This is a genomic window from Arthrobacter sp. Y3223065 (genome assembly GCF_059090885.1).
In genome coordinates this window covers 409,987-429,518 of record NZ_JBNHGC010000002.1, presented here as the reverse complement: position 1 = coordinate 429,518, position 19,532 = coordinate 409,987, and the positions used below count along the sequence as shown (strand labels likewise).

28 protein-coding genes are annotated in these 19,532 nt (G+C 64.2%); 2 read left to right on the top strand and 26 right to left on the bottom strand.

Annotated elements, in window-relative coordinates; translation table 11 throughout:
• Positions 1-169: 169 nt before the first annotated feature.
• The 23 genes from map to rpsJ all read right to left on the bottom strand — a co-directional run bounded on the left by map (position 170) and on the right by rpsJ (position 12,969).
• The gene (gene map, locus AC5RUK_RS06970) at positions 170-997 is read right to left on the bottom strand and encodes a type I methionyl aminopeptidase (protein WP_494151728.1); all 828 of its coding nucleotides are present in this window, start codon (positions 995-997) and stop codon (positions 170-172) included.
• Between the two features lie 27 nt (positions 998-1,024).
• Positions 1,025-1,600 carry an adenylate kinase gene (locus tag AC5RUK_RS06965; protein WP_493989344.1) on the bottom strand — a complete coding sequence of 192 codons (576 nt, stop codon included), beginning with the start codon at positions 1,598-1,600 and terminating at the stop codon, positions 1,025-1,027.
• A complete protein-coding gene (secY, locus tag AC5RUK_RS06960; protein ID WP_494151727.1) occupies positions 1,597-2,910 on the bottom strand; it encodes a preprotein translocase subunit SecY in 1,314 nt (437 codons plus the stop codon). The genes AC5RUK_RS06965 and secY overlap by 4 nt, the downstream gene beginning before the upstream one ends.
• A 196-nt stretch (positions 2,911-3,106) precedes the next feature.
• The gene (gene rplO / locus AC5RUK_RS06955; protein ID WP_494151726.1) at positions 3,107-3,562 is read right to left on the bottom strand and encodes a 50S ribosomal protein L15; all 456 of its coding nucleotides are present in this window, start codon (positions 3,560-3,562) and stop codon (positions 3,107-3,109) included.
• A gap of 2 nt (positions 3,563-3,564) precedes the next feature.
• Complete coding sequence (gene rpmD, locus AC5RUK_RS06950) at positions 3,565-3,777, bottom strand: 50S ribosomal protein L30 (RefSeq protein ID WP_127511076.1); 213 nt, start codon at positions 3,775-3,777, stop codon at positions 3,565-3,567.
• Positions 3,777-4,493: a 30S ribosomal protein S5 gene (gene rpsE / locus AC5RUK_RS06945; protein WP_493989347.1), complete on the bottom strand. Its 717-nt coding sequence runs from the start codon at positions 4,491-4,493 to the stop codon at positions 3,777-3,779. Before rpsE ends, rpmD begins: the two co-directional genes overlap by 1 nt.
• A complete protein-coding gene (gene rplR / locus AC5RUK_RS06940; protein WP_127511074.1) occupies positions 4,490-4,873 on the bottom strand; it encodes a 50S ribosomal protein L18 in 384 nt (127 codons plus the stop codon). The genes rpsE and rplR overlap by 4 nt, the downstream gene beginning before the upstream one ends.
• Before the next feature lie 3 nt (positions 4,874-4,876).
• Positions 4,877-5,413, bottom strand: a complete 537-nt coding sequence (gene rplF / locus AC5RUK_RS06935; RefSeq protein WP_493979210.1) for a 50S ribosomal protein L6 — start codon at positions 5,411-5,413, stop codon at positions 4,877-4,879.
• 18 nt (positions 5,414-5,431) lie between these two features.
• Complete coding sequence (rpsH, locus tag AC5RUK_RS06930; protein WP_136784914.1) at positions 5,432-5,830, bottom strand: 30S ribosomal protein S8; 399 nt, start codon at positions 5,828-5,830, stop codon at positions 5,432-5,434.
• Between the two features lie 82 nt (positions 5,831-5,912).
• Complete coding sequence (gene rplE / locus AC5RUK_RS06925) at positions 5,913-6,482, bottom strand: 50S ribosomal protein L5 (RefSeq protein ID WP_493989348.1); 570 nt, start codon at positions 6,480-6,482, stop codon at positions 5,913-5,915.
• Positions 6,482-6,847 (bottom strand): 50S ribosomal protein L24, encoded by a 366-nt coding sequence (rplX, locus tag AC5RUK_RS06920; RefSeq protein WP_493979212.1) that lies wholly within the window; start codon positions 6,845-6,847, stop codon positions 6,482-6,484. Before rplX ends, rplE begins: the two co-directional genes overlap by 1 nt.
• 3 nt (positions 6,848-6,850) lie before the next feature.
• A complete protein-coding gene (gene rplN, locus AC5RUK_RS06915) occupies positions 6,851-7,219 on the bottom strand; it encodes a 50S ribosomal protein L14 (RefSeq protein ID WP_127511069.1) in 369 nt (122 codons plus the stop codon).
• Between the two features lie 382 nt (positions 7,220-7,601).
• Positions 7,602-7,901 carry a 30S ribosomal protein S17 gene (gene rpsQ / locus AC5RUK_RS06910; RefSeq protein WP_493989349.1) on the bottom strand — a complete coding sequence of 100 codons (300 nt, stop codon included), beginning with the start codon at positions 7,899-7,901 and terminating at the stop codon, positions 7,602-7,604.
• Entirely contained in the window at positions 7,898-8,245 is a 348-nt protein-coding gene (rpmC, locus tag AC5RUK_RS06905) for a 50S ribosomal protein L29 (protein ID WP_493989350.1), read from the bottom strand. The genes rpsQ and rpmC overlap by 4 nt, the downstream gene beginning before the upstream one ends.
• Before the next feature lie 2 nt (positions 8,246-8,247).
• Complete coding sequence (gene rplP / locus AC5RUK_RS06900; RefSeq protein ID WP_493979215.1) at positions 8,248-8,664, bottom strand: 50S ribosomal protein L16; 417 nt, start codon at positions 8,662-8,664, stop codon at positions 8,248-8,250.
• The gene (rpsC, locus tag AC5RUK_RS06895) at positions 8,665-9,501 is read right to left on the bottom strand and encodes a 30S ribosomal protein S3 (protein WP_493989351.1); all 837 of its coding nucleotides are present in this window, start codon (positions 9,499-9,501) and stop codon (positions 8,665-8,667) included.
• On the bottom strand, positions 9,502-9,867 hold the full coding sequence (gene rplV, locus AC5RUK_RS06890) for a 50S ribosomal protein L22 (protein ID WP_136784918.1): 366 nt from the start codon (positions 9,865-9,867) through the stop codon (positions 9,502-9,504).
• A gap of 38 nt (positions 9,868-9,905) precedes the next feature.
• Positions 9,906-10,187, bottom strand: a complete 282-nt coding sequence (gene rpsS, locus AC5RUK_RS06885) for a 30S ribosomal protein S19 (RefSeq protein ID WP_074701289.1) — start codon at positions 10,185-10,187, stop codon at positions 9,906-9,908.
• A 12-nt stretch (positions 10,188-10,199) separates the two neighbouring features.
• On the bottom strand, positions 10,200-11,039 hold the full coding sequence (gene rplB, locus AC5RUK_RS06880) for a 50S ribosomal protein L2 (protein WP_493979217.1): 840 nt from the start codon (positions 11,037-11,039) through the stop codon (positions 10,200-10,202).
• Positions 11,040-11,069: 30 nt separating this feature from the next.
• Positions 11,070-11,375, bottom strand: a complete 306-nt coding sequence (rplW, locus tag AC5RUK_RS06875; RefSeq protein WP_493941555.1) for a 50S ribosomal protein L23 — start codon at positions 11,373-11,375, stop codon at positions 11,070-11,072.
• Complete coding sequence (gene rplD / locus AC5RUK_RS06870) at positions 11,372-11,989, bottom strand: 50S ribosomal protein L4 (RefSeq protein WP_494151725.1); 618 nt, start codon at positions 11,987-11,989, stop codon at positions 11,372-11,374. The genes rplW and rplD overlap by 4 nt, the downstream gene beginning before the upstream one ends.
• A gap of 4 nt (positions 11,990-11,993) precedes the next feature.
• A complete protein-coding gene (rplC, locus tag AC5RUK_RS06865; protein WP_494151724.1) occupies positions 11,994-12,647 on the bottom strand; it encodes a 50S ribosomal protein L3 in 654 nt (217 codons plus the stop codon).
• A 13-nt stretch (positions 12,648-12,660) separates the two neighbouring features.
• Positions 12,661-12,969: a 30S ribosomal protein S10 gene (gene rpsJ / locus AC5RUK_RS06860; protein ID WP_003803825.1), complete on the bottom strand. Its 309-nt coding sequence runs from the start codon at positions 12,967-12,969 to the stop codon at positions 12,661-12,663.
• 640 nt (positions 12,970-13,609) lie between these two features.
• On the opposite strand from rpsJ, the gene AC5RUK_RS06855 reads away from it, so the two are divergent.
• Entirely contained in the window at positions 13,610-15,121 is a 1,512-nt protein-coding gene (locus tag AC5RUK_RS06855) for a GH1 family beta-glucosidase (RefSeq protein ID WP_494151723.1), read from the top strand.
• Between the two features lie 38 nt (positions 15,122-15,159).
• Here the strand turns inward: AC5RUK_RS06855 and AC5RUK_RS06850 are convergent, their stop codons facing one another.
• The gene (locus AC5RUK_RS06850) at positions 15,160-15,294 is read right to left on the bottom strand and encodes a hypothetical protein (protein WP_493989355.1); all 135 of its coding nucleotides are present in this window, start codon (positions 15,292-15,294) and stop codon (positions 15,160-15,162) included.
• Positions 15,295-15,411: 117 nt separating this feature from the next.
• Here AC5RUK_RS06850 and AC5RUK_RS06845 point away from each other — a divergent pair, with 117 nt between their 5' ends.
• A complete protein-coding gene (locus AC5RUK_RS06845) occupies positions 15,412-15,792 on the top strand; it encodes a VOC family protein (RefSeq protein WP_494123062.1) in 381 nt (126 codons plus the stop codon).
• Between the two features lie 181 nt (positions 15,793-15,973).
• On the opposite strand, the gene tuf is transcribed toward AC5RUK_RS06845, so the two are convergent.
• Both tuf and fusA read right to left on the bottom strand, forming a co-directional pair.
• On the bottom strand, positions 15,974-17,164 hold the full coding sequence (gene tuf / locus AC5RUK_RS06840; protein WP_493940539.1) for an elongation factor Tu: 1,191 nt from the start codon (positions 17,162-17,164) through the stop codon (positions 15,974-15,976).
• A 234-nt stretch (positions 17,165-17,398) separates the two neighbouring features.
• The gene (gene fusA / locus AC5RUK_RS06835) at positions 17,399-19,513 is read right to left on the bottom strand and encodes an elongation factor G (protein WP_493989357.1); all 2,115 of its coding nucleotides are present in this window, start codon (positions 19,511-19,513) and stop codon (positions 17,399-17,401) included.
• Positions 19,514-19,532: the final 19 nt, after the last annotated feature.

Sequence of the window (19,532 nt, the reverse complement as noted above, 5' to 3'; positions counted from 1 at the left end):
GCGGCGGGCCGGGATCGGGGGTGCCGTGCGCAGCCGTTCCGCTCGCCGCAGTGGGCCGGGATGGGGGGCGCGGACTCCGGCTTAACCTCGAAAGGCCGGGCCGGCTGGACGATGGATCCAGCGGGTCCGGCCTTTCGATGACGTCGGGCCAAAAAATGGCGGCGGGCGTTTAGTCCAGCGGCACCGGGGTGACCCCCAGCGGAGCCAGCCTGGCCGCGCCCCCGTCTTCGGCCGTCAAAACCCAGATGCCGCCGTCGTGCACTGCCACGGTGTGTTCCCACTGGCAGGACCGCGAGCCGTCCGTGGTCACCACGGTCCAGTCGTCGTCCAGCACCTTGGTCTCGATGTCCCCGCGCACCAGCATGGGTTCAATGGCCAGGCAGAGCCCGGGGCGGATCTTCGGGCCGCGGTGGTTCGTCCGGTAGTTCAGCACGTCCGGGGCCTGATGCATGGCGGTGCCGATGCCGTGGCCCACGTAGTCCTCCAGGATGCCCAACGGCTTGCCCGGCACGGAGGAAACGTAGTCGTCGATCGCGTTGCCGATGTCGCCCACGCGGTGGCCGGTGGCGAGGGCAGCAATGCCGTGCCACATGGCTTCCTCGGTGACGTCGGACAGCCGCTGGTCTTCCGGATCGGCGATGCCCACGATGACGCCGCGGGCGGAGTCACCGTGCCAGCCGTCAACGCTGCAACCCCCGTCGATCGAGATGATGTCCCCGTCCCGGAGCACCTTGCCACCCGGGATGCCATGGACCACTTCCTCGTTGACGGACACGCAGACCGTTGCGGGGAAGCCGTGGTAGCCCTTGAAGTTGCTCTTGGCGCCCGCCTCGTCCAGCACCGCTTCGAAGGCCTCGTCCACATCCGCCGTTGTGGCGCCGGGGACGGCGGCGGCGACCGCAGCGTCCAAGGCGCGGCTGACCACCAGGCCGGCGGTCCGCATTTTCCGGATCTGGTCCTTGGTCTTGTATTCGATGCTGGGCTGGCCGAAGGCCATGGGCTGCCTCTAACTTTCTGGCGGGTATCAGGCCGTGACGGACTTGAGCGCGGACACGATGCGCTCGGTGACCTCGTCGATGTCGCCGATGCCGTCAACGGTCGCGACGATCCCGCGGTCGGCGTAACGGCTCACGACGGCCTCCGTCTGCTCGTGGTACAGGCCCAGCCGGCGCCGGATCACCGTTTCGTTGTCATCGCTGCGGCCTTCCTGCGCGGCGCGGCCGAGCAGGCGCTTGACCAGCTCCTCGTCGTCGGCGGTCAGCTGCAGCACGATGTCCAGCTTCGAGCCGGCCTCGGCCAGGATGTTGTCCAGCTCGTCGACCTGGCCGCTGGTGCGGGGGTAGCCGTCCAGCAGGAAGCCGTCGGCGGCGTCGGGCTGCTTCAACCGGTCGCGCACCATGTTGTTGGTGACGCTGTCCGGCACGAACTCGCCCTTGTCGATGTACTTCTTGGCCTCGATGCCAAGCGGAGTCTCTTCCTTCACGTTGGCGCGGAAGATGTCTCCGGTGGAGATCGCGACGATGCCCAGCCGGTCGGAAATGCGGGAGGCCTGGGTGCCTTTGCCCGATCCGGGCGGGCCAATAATGAGCATTTGGGTCATCGCAAAAGTCCTTCGTAGTGCCGTTGCTGTAGTTGTGCGTTGATTTGTTTGACGGTCTCCAGGCCCACACCGACCATGATGAGGATGGAGACGCCGCCGAACGGGAAGTTTTGGTTGGCGTTGATCAGCACCAGGGCGATCAGCGGGATCAGCGAGACGATGCCCAGATAGAGCGCACCGGGCAGCGTGATCCTGGCCAGCACGTACTGCAGGTACTCCGCCGTCGGGCGGCCGGCCCGGATGCCCGGGATGAAGCCGCCGTACTTCTTCATGTTCTCCGCCACTTCCTCGGGGTTGAAAGTGATGGCCACATAGAAGTAGGTGAAGAAGACGATCAGGGCGAAGTAGACCGCCATGTAGAACGGCGAGTCCCCGCTGACCAGGTAGGTGTTGATCCAGTTGACCCACTCCGGCGGCGCGGTGGTGCCGTCGGCCGGGGTGTTGAACTGGGCGATCAGCGACGGCAGGTACAGCATGGACGACGCGAAGATCACCGGGATGACACCGGCCATGTTCACCTTGATCGGGATGTAGGTGCTGGTGCCGCCGACGGTGCGGCGTCCCACCATGCGCTTGGCGTACTGCACCGGGATGCGGCGCTGCGACTGTTCCACGAAGACCACGGCGGCAACGGTCAGCAGGCCGACGATCAGCACGCCCAAAAACACGTTCACGCCCTGGGTGTTCCAGATCTCGCCCAGCGAGCTCGGGAAGCCGGCGGCGATGGAGATGAAGATCAGCAGGGACATGCCGTTGCCGACGCCCTTCTCGGTGATCAGCTCGCCCATCCACATGATCAGGCCGGTGCCTGCGGTCAGGGTCAGGATGAGAAGCGAAACCGTGACCAGGTTGTCCTCGGGAATGATTGGAACCGGACAGTCCCCCAGGAGGGCGCCGGTCCGCGCCAGCGACACCAGTGTTGTGGCGTTGAGCAGGCCCAGCGCGATGGTCAGGTAGCGGGTGTACTGCGTAAGCTTGGACTGGCCCTGCGGGCCCTCCTGGTGCAGTTCCTGGAACCGGGGGATGACGACGCGCAGCAGCTGCACAATGATGCTGGCGGTGATGTACGGCATGATGCCGAGGGCGAAGATGGACACCTGCAGCAGCGCACCGCCGCTGAAGAGGTTGACGAACTGGTACAGCCCGCCGCTGGTGTTGCCCAGCGCCAGGCACTGCTGCACGTTGCCGTAGTCCACACCGGGGGCGGGGATGAAGACGCCCATGCGGTAGACCGTCATAATGCCGAGCGTGAACAGCAACTTGCGCCGCAGGTCCGGCGTCCGGAATGCCCGGCCAATTGCGCTAAGCAAGCGTCCTCCCAAGAAGTTCTGATGCCGCTGCGCGGCAAGTCACAAGATCCGAGTCTATCGGCTCGGCCCGTTCGCATTAAACGGGTTAAGGATACGGGGTGTGCCTTTAAAGCGGCTGAACTCGTGGCGGCCGGCGTAAACCGGCCACCACGAGTTCAGTCAGAGGCTGCTAAAAGACGCCACCTGTCACGGGCTGCTAGAGCGCCGTCACGGTGCCGCCGGCGGCGGCGATCTTTTCAGCGGCACTGGCGGAGAAGGCGTCAACCTTCACATCGACCTTGACGGTGATGTCGCCGGTGCCCAGGACCTTCACGGGCTGGTTCTTGCGAACCGCGCCCTTGGCCACCAGGGCGTCCACGGTCACTTCGCCGCCCTCGGGGAACAGCTCGCTGAGCTTGTCCAGGTTAACAACCTGGAACTCCACCTTGAACGGGTTCTTGAAGCCGCGCAGCTTCGGCAGGCGCATGTGCAGCGGCAGCTGGCCGCCGGCAAAGCCAGCCTTGACCTGGTAGCGGGCCTTCGTGCCCTTGGTACCGCGACCGGCGGTCTTGCCCTTGGAGCCTTCGCCACGACCAACACGGGTCTTGGCGGTCTTGGCACCGGGGGCAGGACGCAGGTGGTGGACCTTCAGAGTTTTGTTCTCTTCTGCCATCTTTACTTCGCCTCCTCAACCTTCACCAGGTGAGAAACAGTGTTGACCATGCCGACGGTCACTGCATCGGCGCTGCGGACAACGGTGTGTCCGATGCGCTTCAGGCCCAGTGAACGCAGCGTGTCGCGCTGGTTCTGCTTGCCGCCAATGACGGACTTGATCTGCGTGATTTCCAACTGCGCATCCGACGGAGTCAGATTCTTGGGTGTGGTCATTACGCACCTGCCTTCTGCATGTTGCGCAGCAGGATAGCCGGAGCAACCTCGTCCAGCGGCAGGCCACGGCGGGCAGCCACGGAGCGGGGCTCCTCCAGGCGACGCAGCGCATCGACTGTAGCGTGCACAATGTTGATCGCGTTGGCCGAGCCAAGCGACTTGGAAAGCACGTCGTGGATACCGGCGCACTCCAGTACGGCGCGGACCGGACCACCGGCGATCACACCGGTACCGGCAGCAGCCGGACGCAGCATGACAACGCCTGCAGCGGCTTCGCCCTGCACCTGGTGCGGGACGGTGCCGGCGATGATCGGCACGCGGAAGAAGGACTTCTTGGCCTCTTCCACGCCCTTGGCGATCGCTGCCGGAACTTCCTTGGCCTTGCCGTAGCCCACGCCGACCATGCCGTTGCCGTCGCCGACAACTACCAGAGCCGTGAAGCTAAAGCGGCGGCCGCCCTTGACGACCTTGGACACGCGGTTGATGGTGACGACGCGCTCGAGGAACTTGTCCTTCTCGGCATCGCGTGCGTTGTCGCGGCCACGGCCGCGGCCGCCACGGTCGTTGCCACCACGGTCGCTGCCACCGCGTTCGCCACGACGGCCGCCGCGGCGGTCCTCCTGGCCGGAAGCAGCGGTGGTTTCAGCGGATCCCGCGGCAGCGGTCTCAGTTGCTTCAGTCACCTGAGTTTCCTTTTCGTTGTTCTCAGCGGTCACAGTGCCAGCCCACCTTCACGTGCGCCGTCGGCAACCGCTGCGATACGGCCGTGGTACCGGTTGCCGCCGCGGTCGAAGACCACGGCCTCAACACCGGCAGCCTTGGCACGCTCGGCAACGAGCTCACCGACGCGCTTTGCCTTGGCGGACTTGTCGCCGTCAAGCGCCCGCAGGTCGGCTTCCATGGTGGAAGCGGACGCCACGGTGATGCCCTTGCTGTCATCGACAACCTGGACAAAGATGTGGCGTGCGGAGCGGTTGACCACCAGGCGCGGACGGACCGCGGTACCGGTGATGCGCTTGCGGACGCGCAGGTGGCGGCGGCCGCGTGCTGCGGACTTGGACTTCGAGGTCCGCTTCTTATTAATGCTGATCGCCATGGTTTACTTACCAGCCTTTCCGACCTTGCGGCGGATTTGCTCGCCGGCGTAGCGAACGCCCTTGCCCTTGTAGGGGTCGGGCTTGCGCAGCTTGCGGATGTTGGCAGCAACTTCGCCGACCTGCTGCTTGTTGATACCGGAGACGGAGAGCTTGGTGGCGCCCTCCACGGCGAAGGTGATTCCCTCGGGTGCGTTGACGATCACCGGGTGGCTGAAGCCCAGGGCGAACTCGAGGTCCGAGCCCTTGGCCTGCACACGGTAACCGGTGCCGACGATCTCGAGGTCCTTCTTGTAGCCCTCGGTGACGCCGACGATCATGTTGTTGATCAGCGTGCGGGTCAGGCCGTGCAGGGACCGGGATTCGCGCTCGTCGTTCGGGCGGGAGACGGTGATGGTGTTCTCTTCCAGGGAAGCCGTGATGGGCGAAGCCAGAGTGTGGCTCAGCTCGCCCTTGGCGCCCTTGACGGAGACGACGTTGCCGTCGACCTTGACCTCAACGCCTGCGGGAACGGTGATGGGGAGACGTCCAATACGTGACATTTAATCTCTTCCTTTCCGTTACCAGACGTAAGCGAGGACTTCGCCGCCCACGCCCTTCTTGCCGGCCTGACGATCAGTCATCAGTCCGGAAGAGGTGGACAGGATTGCGATGCCCAGGCCACCGAGTACGTGCGGCAGGTTGGTGGACTTCGCGTAAACGCGCAGACCGGGCTTGGAAATGCGGCGGATGCCGGCGATGGAACGCTCGCGGTTCGGACCGAACTTGAGTTCCAGGGTCAGCTTCTTGCCAACCTCGGCCTCTTCTTCCTTCCAGCCGGCGATGTAGCCCTCGGCCTTCAGGATGTCGGCGACGCGAGCCTTGAGCTTGCTGTACGGCATCGACACTGAGTCGTGGTATGCCGAGTTGGCGTTGCGCAGACGCGTGAGCATGTCTGCGACAGGATCTGTCATAGTCATTGTGGGCTCTTGCCCTTCCTCGTAACGGTTTCCTCGCTCCGGTCAGCACTGGGCGCCGGGGCGGGACCTTTCACGTAGCTAATTAATCTTCGGTCTTGAACGGGAAGCCCAGCGCCTTCAGCAGCGCGCGGCCCTCGTCATCGGTCTTTGCAGTGGTCACTACGGTGATGTCCATACCGCGCACGCGGTCGATCTTGTCCTGATCGATCTCGTGGAACATGGACTGTTCGGTCAGACCGAAGGTGTAGTTGCCGTTGCCGTCAAACTGCTTGCCGTTGAGGCCGCGGAAGTCGCGGATACGGGGCAAGGCCAGGGTGACCAGGCGGTCCACGAATTCCCACATGCGATCGCCGCGCAGCGTCGCGTGGGCGCCGATCGGCATGCCTTCGCGCAGCTTGAACTGGGCGATGGACTTGCGGGCCTTGGTGATCTGCGGCTTCTGACCGGTGATCTGGGTCAGGTCGCGCACGGCGCCGTCGATGAGCTTGGAGTCCTTGGCGGCATCTCCGACACCCATGTTGACAACGACCTTGACCAGGCGGGGAACCTGGTTCACGTTCTCGTACTTGAACTCGTCCCGCAGGGCCTGCTTGATCTCGCCGGCGTAGCGAGTCTTCAGACGGGGGACGATCTTGGTGACAGTCTCAGTCATTAGAGGTCCTTCCCGGAGGCCTTGGACACGCGGATACGCACAGTGCGCTCACGGCCATCACGCTCGACGGTTTCGGTGCGGTAGCCAACGCGGGTCGGCTTCTTGGTCTCGGGATCGACGATCGCCACGTTCGAGATGTGGATCGGGGCCTCAACGGTCTCGATGCCACCGGTCTTCGTGCCGCGTTCCGACTGCCCGGCCTTGGTGTGCTTGGTGACGCGGTTGACGCCTTCGACCAGCACACGGTTGGACTCCGTGAACACCTTCAGGACCTTGCCCTGCTTGCCGCGGTCGCCGCCGCGCTCAGCCTTGGCACCGGTGATGACCTGAACGAGGTCACCCTTCTTGATCTTGTACTTAGCCATGGACTACAGCACCTCCGGAGCCAACGAGATGATCTTCATGAACTTCTTGTCGCGAAGCTCACGGCCGACCGGGCCGAAGATACGGGTACCGCGGGGGTCGCCGTCGTTCTTGAGGATCACGGCTGCGTTCTCATCGAACTTGATGTAGGAACCATCCGCACGGCGGCGTTCCTTCTTGGTGCGAACGATGACAGCCTTGACGATGTCACCCTTCTTGACGTTGCCGCCCGGAATTGCATCCTTGACGGTGGCAACAATGGTGTCGCCAATGCCTGCGTAGCGACGGCCGGATCCACCGAGAACGCGGATGGTCAAGATTTCCTTGGCCCCCGTGTTGTCGGCGACCTTCAGTCGCGACTCCTGCTGAATCACTTATTACTCCTGTCGTCGCGCCGGTTCTCATTACTGAGCCTTGCGGAACGGATATGGGTAGCCCGCACCGTAACCCCCCCTGGCCACACGCGTGTGCGGTCCGAAGGCGGTTGCGGGAATTTGCCTATTCTGTCCATGCGGAAGGATGGATGGTCTTTCCAAACGGCACAGGCAAGATTACTAGTTTATGACCAAGACACCCCGGACGTGAAATCACGGCCAGGGGCTTGTACTTTTCAAAGGGTCTGCGGCCGAAACCACAGTCCTTCCAAACCCTTCCGGCTGCTCCGGCGGACCGGGATCCAGTTCGTGCCGGAAGGGAAACTTAAGGGTGCGGGGCCCGCCCGCTCGGCAGGCGGGCCCCGCACGCAGGACGTGAGTCCTACTTGGCCTTTTCGATGATCTCGACCAGGCGCCACCGCTTGGTGGCGGACAGCGGCCGGGTCTCGGCGATCAGAACCAGGTCGCCGATGCCGGCGGCGTTCTGCTCGTCGTGGGCCTTGCGCTTCTCGGTCCGGCGGATCACCTTGCCGTACAGCGCGTGCTTCACGCGGTCCTCAACCTCGACCACGATGGTCTTTTCCATCTTGTCCGAGACGACGTAGCCGCGGGCGGTCTTACGGTAACCGCGAGCCTGAGTGGCTTCTTCCACAGTTGCATCCTTGTTCGTGTTTTCGCTCACTTGGCCTCATCCTCCGAAGCGGGGGTTTCGGTCTCGGCGGTTTCGGCTTCGGCGGCCTTTTCAGACTTCTTAGCCTTCTTGGCCTTCTTCTCCTCGACCGGAGCTTCCGCAGAAGCCTCGACCTCGGGACGAATGCCGAGCTCGCGCTCACGCAGCACGGTGTAGATGCGCGCGATGTCCCGCTTCACGGCCTTCAGGCGGCCGTGGTTTTCCAGCTGACCGGTGGCGGACTGGAAACGGAGGTTGAACAGCTCCTCCTTGGCCTTGCGCAGCTCCTCTGCGAGACGGTCCTTATCGAAAGTCTCGAGCTGATCGGTTGCCAGTTCCTTTGAACCAACTGCCATTTCTATTCACCACCTTCGCGACGCACAATGCGTGCCTTCAACGGCAGCTTGTGGATCGCCAGGCGCAGGGCCTCGCGAGCTACCTCTTCATTGACACCGGACAGTTCGAACAGAACCCGTCCCGGCTTGACGTTGGCGACCCACCATTCCGGCGAACCCTTGCCGGAACCCATGCGGGTTTCGGCCGGCTTCTTGGTCAGCGGGCGGTCCGGATAAATGTTGATCCAAACCTTGCCGCCACGCTTGATGTGGCGGGTCATCGCAATACGGGCCGCTTCGATCTGGCGGTTGGTGACGTATGCCGGCGTCAGAGCCTGGATACCCCACTCGCCGAAGCTGACCTCGGTGCCGCCGGAAGCAGCGCCGGAACGACCCGGGTGGTGCTGCTTACGGAACTTAACTCGACGTGGGATAAGCATTTAAGCTTGTCCTCCTTCTGCTGCCGGCGCTGCTGCCTCAGCGGCAGGTGCCTCGGCCTTGGCTGCGCCCTCGCCTGCGGCGGGAGCGGCAGCACGGTCATTACGACGACGGCGCTCGCCACCGGCAGCGGGGCGGCCCGGACGGTCGCCACGACCACGCGAGGACGGAGCAGCAGCCTGCTGGGCCGCCAGTTCCTTCGCGGTCACGTCGCCCTTGTAGATCCAGACCTTGACGCCGATGCGGCCGAACGTGGTCTTGGCCTCGAAGAAGCCGTAGTCGATGTTCGCCCGCAGGGTGTGCAGGGGCACACGGCCTTCGCGGTAGAACTCCGAACGGCTCATTTCGGCGCCGCCGAGGCGACCGGAGCACTGGACACGGATGCCCTTGGCGCCGGCGCGGGTGGCGGACTGCATGGCCTTCTTCATGGCGCGGCGGAAGGCCACGCGGGAAGTCAGCTGCTCGGCGATGCCCTGGGCAACCAGCTGCGCTTCGATCTCCGGGTTCTTGACCTCGAGGATGTTCAGCTGCACCTGCTTCCCTGTGAGCTTCTCCAGCTCGCCGCGGATGCGGTCTGCTTCGGCGCCGCGGCGGCCGATGACGATGCCGGGGCGGGCGGTGTGGATATCCACACGCACGCGGTCACGAGTACGCTCGATCTCAACCTTCGCGATGCCCGCGCGGTCCATGCCCGTGGACATCAGCTGGCGGATCTTCACGTCCTCGCGGACAAAGTCCTTGTAGCGCTGGCCGGCCTTGTTGCTGTCAGCGAACCAGTGGGAGACATGGTCGGTGGTGATACCGAGTCGGAATCCGTGCGGGTTTACTTTCTGTCCCACTTACTGGTCCTCCTCTTTCTCCGGGGTAGCGACAACAAGCGTGATGTGGCTGGTCCGCTTCTTGATGCGGTAGGCACGCCCTTGGGCGCGCGGCTGGAACCGCTTCATGGTGGGGCCTTCATCTACGAATGCTTCGCTGATGTACAGGTCGCTCTCGTCAAAGGCGACGCCGTCACGGTCCGCGATAACGCGGGCGTTGGCGACTGCCGACGCGAGTACCTTGCTGACCGGCTCCGAAGCTGCCTGCGGGGCAAACTTCAGAATTGCCAGAGCCTCATTCGCCTGCTTGCCACGAACAAGGTTGACGACGCGCCGGGCCTTCATAGGCGTCACGCGAATATGGCGCGCAATAGCCTTGGCTTCCATTGCTTTCCTTCTCTCGTCTTCTGCCGTCAAAGCAGCGCCTAGCGGCGCTTGCCCTTGCGGTCGTCCTTCACATGGCCGCGGAAGGTCCGCGTCGGGGCGAATTCGCCGAGCTTGTGCCCGACCATCGACTCAGTGACAAACACCGGGATGTGCTTGCGTCCGTCGTGTACGGCGATCGTGTGTCCGAGCATGTCGGGCACGATCATCGAACGGCGGGACCACGTCTTGATGACGTTCTTGGTGCCCTTTTCGTTCTCTGCAGCTACCTTCACGAAGAGGTGCTGATCGACGAAGGGGCCTTTCTTCAGGCTGCGTGGCATGTTCCCAGGCTCCTATCGCTTGTTCTTGCCAGTACGACGGCGACGCACAATCAGGCGGTCGCTTTCCTTGTTCGGGCGGCGGGTGCGGCCCTCGGGCTTGCCGTTCGGGTTGACCGGGTGGCGGCCACCGGAGGTCTTGCCCTCGCCACCACCGTGCGGGTGGTCGATCGGGTTCATGGCCACACCGCGGACGGTCGGGCGGACGCCCTTCCAGCGCATGCGGCCGGCCTTGCCCCAGCTGATGTTGGACTGCTCGGCATTGCCCACCTCGCCGATGGTTGCGCGGCAGCGCACATCAACGTTGCGGATTTCGCCGGACGGCAGGCGGAGCTGGCCGTACTTGCCTTCCTTGGCCACCAACTGGACGGAGGCACCGGCGGAGCGGGCCATCTTGGCACCGCCGCCCGGACGCAGCTCCACAGCGTGGATGACCGTACCGACGGGGATGTTGCGCAGCGGCAGGTTGTTGCCCGGCTTGATGTCGGCGCTGGCGCCGGCCTCAACCGTGTCTCCCTGCTTCAGCTTGGCCGGAGCCAGGATGTAGCGCTTGGTGCCATCAACGTAGTGCAGGAGGGCGATCCGCGCGGTGCGGTTCGGGTCGTACTCGATGTGAGCGACCTTGGCGGGCACGCCGTCCTTGTCGTGGCGACGGAAGTCGATCAGACGGTACTGGCGCTTGTGTCCGCCGCCCTTGTGGCGGGTAGTGATCTTGCCGGAGTTGTTACGTCCACCTGACTTGGTCAGCGGGCGCAGCAACGACTTTTCCGGCGTCGATCGCGTGATTTCAGCGAAGTCGGCCACGCTCGAGCCGCGACGGCCCGGTGTAGTCGGCTTGTATTTACGGATTCCCATAGTTCAATTCCTCGTTAAAGTGGTCTCCGCTTAAGAAAGCGGACCGCCGAAGATGTCGATTGTGCCTTCCTTCAGGGTGACAATTGCGCGCTTGGTGTCCTTGCGCTGTCCCCATCCGAACTTGGTCCGCTTGCGCTTACCGGCACGGTTGATGGTGTTGATCGAGTCGACCTTGACGGAGAAAATCTTCTCCACGGCCAGCTTGATCTCGGTCTTGTTCGAGCGGGGGTCGACCAGGAAGGTGTACTTACCTTCGTCGATCAGGCCGTAGCTCTTCTCCGAAACGACGGGAGCAAGGATCACGTCGCGGGGATCTTTTGTGGTGGTCGCGCTCACTTGGCGTCCTCCTTGGCAGTTGCTTTAGCTGCGATGAACGCCTCGTAGGCGGCCTGGGTGAAGACCACGTCGTCGGAAACCAGCACGTCGTAGGTGTTCAGCTGATCCACGTAAATGGTGTGAACACCGTCGATGTTGCGCAGGCTCAGGGCCGCCACATCGTTGGCGCGCTCGATGACTACGAGCAGGTTCTTGCGATCGGAGATGGCGCGCAGGGCCTCGGTAGCGGCCTTGGTGGACGGCTTGTCGCCGGCCACCAGTGCCTCCACGACGTGGATGCGGCCGTTGCGTGCCCGGTCGGAGAGGGCGCCGCGCAGGGCAGCGGCCTTCATCTTCTTGGGGGTGCGCTGGCTGTAGTCGCGCGGGGTCGGACCGTGCACGACGCCGCCGCCGGTCATGTGCGGGGCGCGGATCGAACCCTGGCGGGCGCGGCCGGTGCCCTTCTGCTTGAACGGCTTGCGGCCGGCACCGGAAACCTCGGCGCGGGTCTTGGTCTTGTGGGTTCCCTGCCGGGCAGCAGCGAGCTGTGCGACGACGACCTGGTGCAGCAGCGGCACGTTGGTCTGGACGTCGAAGATCTCTGCAGGCAGGTCAACCTTGAGCGTGTTAGCCATTGAACTAGGCTCCCTTCACAGCGGAACGGACGAGAACGACCGAGCCGCGGGCACCGGGAACGGCACCCTTGATCAAGAGCAGCGAGTTCTCGGTGTCCACAGCGTGAACGGTCAGGTTCAGCGTGGTCTGGCGGACGGCACCCATGCGGCCGGACATGCGCATGCCCTTGAAAACGCGGCCCGGAGTGGACGCGCCACCAATGGAACCGGGCTTGCGGTGGTTCTTGTGCGCGCCGTGCGAGGCGCCCACACCGGCAAAGCCGTGACGCTTCATGACACCGGCGAAGCCCTTGCCCTTGGTGGTTCCGACGACGTCGACCTTCTGGCCGGTCTCGAACAGTTCCACGGAGAGTTCCTGGCCCAGCTCGTAGGAGCCGGCATCGGCGGTGCGCAGCTCAACCACGTGGCGGCGCGGGGTAACCCCGGCCTTTTCGAAGTGGCCGGCCAGCGGCTGGGTCACCTTGCGCGGGTCGATCTGGCCGTAGCCGATCTGGACGGCGGTGTAGCCGTCGACGTCCGCAGAGCGCAGCTGGGTGATGACGTTGGAGTCGGCCTTGACGACGGTGACCGGGATGAGCCGGTTGTTCTCGTCCCAGACCTGGGTCATGCCGAGCTTGGTGCCCAGCAGTCCCTTTACTTGGCGTGTAGTGGTAGACAAATGACTCACTCCCCTACAGCTTGATTTCGATGTTCACGTCCGCCGGCAGGTCGAGCCGCATCAGCGAATCGACGGCCTTGGGCGTGGGATCGATAATGTCGATCAGCCGCTTGTGGGTGCGCATTTCAAAGTGCTCCCGGCTGTCCTTGTACTTGTGCGGCGACCGGATAACGCAGTACACGTTCTTCTCGGTGGGCAGCGGCACGGGGCCCACTACCGTTGCGCCTGCACGCGTGACCGTCTCGACGATCTTCCGTGCTGAAACATCAATGACCTCATGGTCATATGACTTCAGACGGATGCGGATTTTCTGTCCCGCCATGGCGTCTCCGCTCTCTTTCTCAGTGCTGCTCTGTTGACTTTCTCCTGATGCGCCCCGACGGTTGGATCGCTCCTGGCCTGGCGCTCCTCCGGCAGACTGAATCCGGATGAATCCGGGTTCCTCACCCTGCTGAGGCTCCGACCCCCGCGGTCGGGCGTGTCGCGAACATTCTGCGCACTCCGCCCGCTCAAAATGGAGGGTGGGTTATATTTGGGCTTTGAAATCTGTGGAGCCTGACCCTGCCCCGGGCATTATCCCGGGCGGGACCCAGCTTCGCACGAAGACATGCAAAAGCGCTTGAACAACTCATCTAGTGTGGCAGACTTTGGCCGTGATTGCGAATCGGCCCCCGGCCCAGTGCCTCCGGGCCGAAGGATCAGCCGCGGAGCCGCGGCCCTGCCCTCGGCGCTGCACGCCGCCACCGGGCGGCAGGTTCCCCGCCGCCGTTGTCCGCATCTGCACCCCGCCGCCGGGCTCCCGTCCGGACGCGCGGCGGCTGCACCCCGCCGTCGGGCTTCCATCCGGACACGCGGCGGCTGCGCCGCTATGGCGCGGACCTGCCGGCAGTGCGATGCTGGTGCCAGCCCGCTCCAGCGGGCCCCGCAACGCGGGAGGACCAGGTTACGGAGGACGACAGAGAATGGCAATGGACAGCGGGCGCCTGGCGGCTTTGATCCCGTCCGACTTCACCCTGGGCGTGGCGACGGCGGCGTTCCAGATCGAGGGCGCCGTGGCCGAAGACGGGCGCGGACCGTCCGGCTGGGACGCGTTCTCGCATGAGCCCGGGCGGATTGCCGGCGGCGCGACGGCGGATGCTGCCTGCGACCACTACCACCGGATGCCGGAGGACGTCGGGCTGATGGCGGAGCTCGGCGTGGACTCGTACCGGTTCTCGCTGTCCTGGCCGCGGATCCAGCCCGGCGGACAGGGTCCGGTCAACCAACAGGGCATCGATTTCTACGACCGCCTGCTGGATGAGCTGCTGGCGCGGGGCATCTCACCGATGTGCACGCTCTACCACTGGGACACCCCGCTGCCGCTGGAGCATGCGGGTGGTTGGCTGAACCGGGATACGGCCTACCGGCTGGCCGACTTCGCGGCCATTGCCGCGGACAGGTTCGGCGACCGGGTGGACCGCTGGGTAACGATCAACGAGCCGACCACTGTCACCCTTAACGGCTACGGCCTCGGCGTCCATGCGCCCGGCCAGGCCGGGCTGTTCGACGCCCTGCCGGCCGCGCACCATCTCATCCTCGCGCACGGGCTCAGCCTCTCGGCCCTGCGGGCCGGCGGGATCGCGGGCGAGGCCGGCATCACCAACGTCTACTCCCCCGTGGTCGGCGCCAAGGAAGGGCTGGCCCACGATGTGCTGGTGGAACTGTTCGATGTGCTCCACAACGGCATGTTTTCGGACCCTGTCCTGCTGGGCCGCTACCCGACCTTCAACCCGGTGCTCAAACCCGCGCTCCAGTACCTGCGCGAAATTCCGGACGAAGACTTGGCGGTGATGAGCCAGCCGCTGGATTTCTACGGGCTGAACTACTACTTCCCCACCAGGATCGGCATCGGCCCGGGACCGCTGACCGGTCCCGAGGCAATCCCCGAGGGCCTGCCCGAGTTGCTCTGGGAGCAGGGCGGCGACCTGCCGTTCCATCTGGCAGCGTGGCCGGGTTATGAACGGACAGAATTCGGCTGGCCCGTGGCACCAGACTACCTGCAGGTTGCCTTGGCCCAGATGGCGGAGCGCTACCCCAACCTGCCGCCGGTCTACATCACCGAGGGCGGCGCCAGCTTCAAGGATGTGGTGGTCCGCGATGCGCTGACGAAGGAGCCGTCCGTTGCCGACGTGCGGCGGATCGACTACCTGGCCACGCACCTGGAGGCCGCGCTCACCGCGACGGCGCCGGACGGGCCGGCGGCCGGCATCGACCTGCGCGGCTACTACGTCTGGACGCTGATGGACAACTTCGAATGGGCGGCAGGGTACAGCCAGCGCTTCGGCCTGGTGTACGTGGACTTCGGCACCCAGCAGCGGATCCGCAAGGCGTCCTTCCACTGGCTGAAGGATGTGGCAGCGCGCCGTCGCCGTGCCGGCGCAGGCACGGCGTCCGGGCAATCGGCGACGGCCGTGGCCGCACCGAGTCAGGCCTGACGTCCCGCCGGCGCCTTCGATACCGCAGGCGTTTTGGGCTACCGCCCGCCGTTGGCGCGCCGGATCCGGCGGGCACGGTCCAGTTCATGGCGGAAGTACCGCCTGCCCCAGGACACCGCTCCGACCACCGCGGCGACCAGGCCCAGGACGATCCACACGATCAGCCATTCCATGGTCCCGATCCTACTGGTTGCCGGTCAAAATTCGTGCCCGTCCTCCAATTCCCGGGACCCCGGCCACGACTATTCTGGGAGTGTCCACCGCAGACGCTCCCAGGAAGCCGGACAACCATGCTCAGCACCCACACCATGACGACGGTCCTGCCCGTGAAGGACATGGACCGGGCGCGCGCGTTCTACCAAAATTCCCTCGGCTTGCAGCCCGCCGGACCGCTCGGAGAGGACTCGTTCCTGTTCTCCAGCGACGGCTCCACCGCGGTAGAACTCATCGTCCGACCGGACGCCGACACGTCGGACCACACCTCTATCAGCTTCGAGGTTGCCGATTTGGAAACCGAAATGTCCGAACTGGCCAGCCGCGGCGTCGACTTCGCGGACTACGACCTGCCGGGCCTCAAGACCGTCAACCACATCGCGGTCACCGGCCACCAGCGCTGCGCCTGGTTCCCGGACTCGGAGGGCAACATTCTCTGCCTGCACCAAAACATCTGAACCCGGCGGGAACAAGACAGCCGGGGCCCCGGCCCACCCGCACGGTGGTACACGGCCGCGGTTGAGGCGGTGCCAGGCTTCGTACTCGCCCCGCAAAGTTAAAGAGAGAACCCCCGCCGTCCTGAGACGGCGGGGGTTCTCTTGCCTCCGACCGGAGATCTCCGGTCAGCAGATCACAAAGTTACTTGGTGATCTTGGTGACGCGGCCCGAACCAACGGTGCGGCCGCCTTCACGGATAGCGAAGCCGAGGCCCTCTTCCATGGCGATCGGCTGGATGAGCTCAACGGTCATCTCAGTGTTGTCGCCCGGCATGACCATTTCGGTGCCTTCCGGCAGCGTGATAACGCCGGTCACGTCGGTGGTGCGGAAGTAGAACTGCGGACGGTAGTTCGAGTAGAACGGGTTGTGGCGGCCGCCTTCATCCTTGGACAGGATGTAGACGTTGGCCTCGAAGTCGGTGTGCGGGGTGATCGAACCCGGCTTCACGATAACCTGGCCGCGCTCCACGTCTTCGCGCTTGATACCGCGCAGCAGCAGGCCACAGTTCTCGCCCGCCCATGCTTCGTCGAGCTGCTTGTGGAACATCTCGATACCGGTAACGGTGGTCTTCTGCACCGGGCGGATGCCGACGATCTCGACCTCGGAGTTGATGGCGAGGGTACCGCGCTCGGCGCGGCCGGTCACCACGGTGCCGCGGCCGGTGATGGTGAAGACGTCTTCAACCGGCATCAGGAACGGCTTGTCCTTGTCGCGGACCGGGTCCGGGATGTACTCGTCAACGGCGTCCATCAGGTCCTCGACGGACTTGACCCACTGGGCGTCGCCTTCCAGGGCCTTCAGGCCGGAAGTGCGGATGACCGGTGCGTTGTCGCCGTCGAACTCCTGCGAGCTGAGCAGCTCACGGACTTCCATTTCGACCAGGTCGAGCAGTTCCTCGTCCTCAACCATGTCCGACTTGTTCAGGGCCACCAGCAGCGTGGGAACGCCAACCTGGCGGGCCAGCAGAACGTGCTCGCGGGTCTGGGCCATCGGGCCGTCAGTCGCGGCAACCACCAGGATCGCGCCGTCCATCTGGGCGGCACCGGTGATCATGTTCTTGATGTAGTCAGCGTGGCCGGGGGCGTCCACGTGTGCGTAGTGGCGCTTCTCGGTCTGGTACTCGACGTGCGAGATGTTGATGGTGATACCGCGCTGGCGCTCTTCCGGGGCAGAGTCGATAGCTGCGAAGTCACGCTGCTCGTTGAGATCGGGGTACTTGTCAGCAAGCACCTTGGAAATGGCAGCGGTCAACGTGGTCTTACCGTGGTCAACGTGACCGATGGTACCAATGTTGACGTGCGGCTTAGTCCGCTCGAACTTTGCCTTCGCCACGGGTTCCTCCTAGAACGTGTTGAGAAGATTTGCTCTCCGGACGCGATTGTCACGGCCGAAACTTGAACAAGTCTACTTCGGGCTTTTGTGTTTGGTGAAATTACTGGTTCCGTCAGGAACCGGCAAAACTTGCGCGGTTCCGTCAGTGGGTTGTGCTGGCGGCCGGCTGCGTGAACCGGCCGCCTGCACGGCGTGCCGGGTCCTTACGCATAAGGACCCGCCACCTATGGGGTTTTACTCGCCGCGCGTCTTCTGGATGATCTCGTCGGCAACAGCCTTCGGGACCTCAGAGTAGCTTTCGAACTGCATCGAGTACACCGCGCGGCCCTGCGTCTTGGAACGCAGGTCGCCGATGTAGCCGAACATCTCGGAAAGCGGAACGTTAGCGCGCACAACCTTCACGCCGCTAGCGTCCTCCATGGACTGGATCTGTCCACGGCGGGAGTTCAGGTCGCCGATCACGTCGCCCATGTATTCCTCAGGGGTACGTACTTCGACGGCCATCAGCGGCTCGAGCAGGACCGGGTTGGCGCGGCGTGCGCCTTCCTTGAAGACCTGGGAACCAGCGATCTTGAAGGCCATTTCCGAAGAGTCGACGTCGTGGTATGCGCCGTCGAGCAGGATGGCCTTGACGCCGACCAGCGGGTAGCCGGCCAGGATGCCGAGCTGCATGGCATCCTGGATGCCAGCGTCGACCGAGGGGATGTATTCGCGCGGAATACGGCCACCGGTGACCTTGTTCTCGAACTCGTAGAAGGTGCCGTCGGTGGTGTCCAGCGGCTCAAAGGAAACCTGGACCTTCGCGAACTGGCCGGATCCACCCGTCTGCTTCTTGTGGGTGAAGTCGACCTTCTCGACAGCCTTCTTGATGGTTTCACGGTAGGCAACCTGGGGCTTGCCCACGTTGGCCTCGACCTTGAACTCGCGGCGCATGCGGTCCACCAGGATGTCCAGGTGCAGCTCGCCCATGCCGCCGATTTCGGTCTGGCCGGTCTCTTCGTTCAGCGAAACGGTGAACGTCGGGTCCTCGGCGGAGAGCTTCTGGATAGCCGTGGAAAGCTTCTCCTGGTCGCCCTTGGTCTTCGGCTCGATGGCCACGAAGATCACCGGCTCCGGGAAGGACATCGACTCGAGGACGATCGGGGCGTCGACGGCACACAGGGTGTCGCCGGTGGTGGTGTCCTTCAGGCCGATCACCGCGTAGATGTGCCCGGCGTGCATCTCCTCCACCGGGTTCTCCTTGTTGGCGTGCATCTGGAACAGCTTGCCAACGCGTTCCTTCTTGCCCTTGGTGGAGTTCAGCAGCTGGGTGCCGGAGGTGGCCTTGCCCGAGTAGACGCGGATGTAGGTCAACTGGCCGAAGAACGGGTGCGCCGCGATCTTGAACGCCAGCGCGGAGAACGGCTCGTCCTCGTTCGGCTTGCGGGTCAGCTCGACTTCCTCGTTCTTCGGGTCGTGACCGACCATCGAGGGAACGTCGACCGGAGAGGGCAGGTAGTCGATGACGGCGTCCAGCATCGGCTGCACGCCGCGGTTCTTGAAGGCAGAACCACAGAAGACCGGGTAGATCTCCGAGTTGACGACCATCTTGCGGATGCCGGCCTTCAGCTCGTCGATGGAAATCTCTTCGCCTTCGAGGTACTTCTCCATGAGTTCCTCGGAAGCCTCGGCAACGGATTCCACCAGCTGCGCGCGGTATTCCTCGGCCTTGGCCTGCAGGTCCTCGGGGATCTCCCGGGTCTCGTAGGCAGCACCCATGGAAACGTCGCCCTTGGAGTCACCCTCCCAGACCATGGCCTTCATGGTCAGCAGGTCGACGACGCCGATGAAGTCGTTCTCGGAACCGATCGGCAGCTGCATGACCAGCGGCTTGGCGCCGAGGCGCTTGATGATGGTGTCCACCGTGAAGTAGAAGTCGGCGCCCAGCTTGTCCATCTTGTTGACGAAGCAGATGCGCGGAACCTCGTACTTGTCGGCCTGGCGCCACACAGTCTCGGACTGCGGCTCCACGCCTTCCTTGCCGTCGAAGACAGCGACAGCACCGTCGAGGACGCGCAGCGAACGCTCAACCTCCACCGTGAAGTCCACGTGGCCCGGGGTGTCGATGATGTTGATCTGGTTCTGGTTCCAGAAGCAGGTCACCGCGGCGGAGGTGATGGTGATGCCGCGTTCCTTTTCCTGTTCCATCCAGTCGGTCGTCGACGCACCGTCGTGAGTTTCGCCGAGCTTGTGGTTCACACCCGTGTAGAACAGGATGCGTTCCGTAGTGGTGGTCTTGCCGGCATCGATGTGGGCCATGATGCCGATATTGCGGACCTTCGTGAGGTCGGTTAGCACGTCCAGTGCCACAATGTCTCCCTTTGTAGGT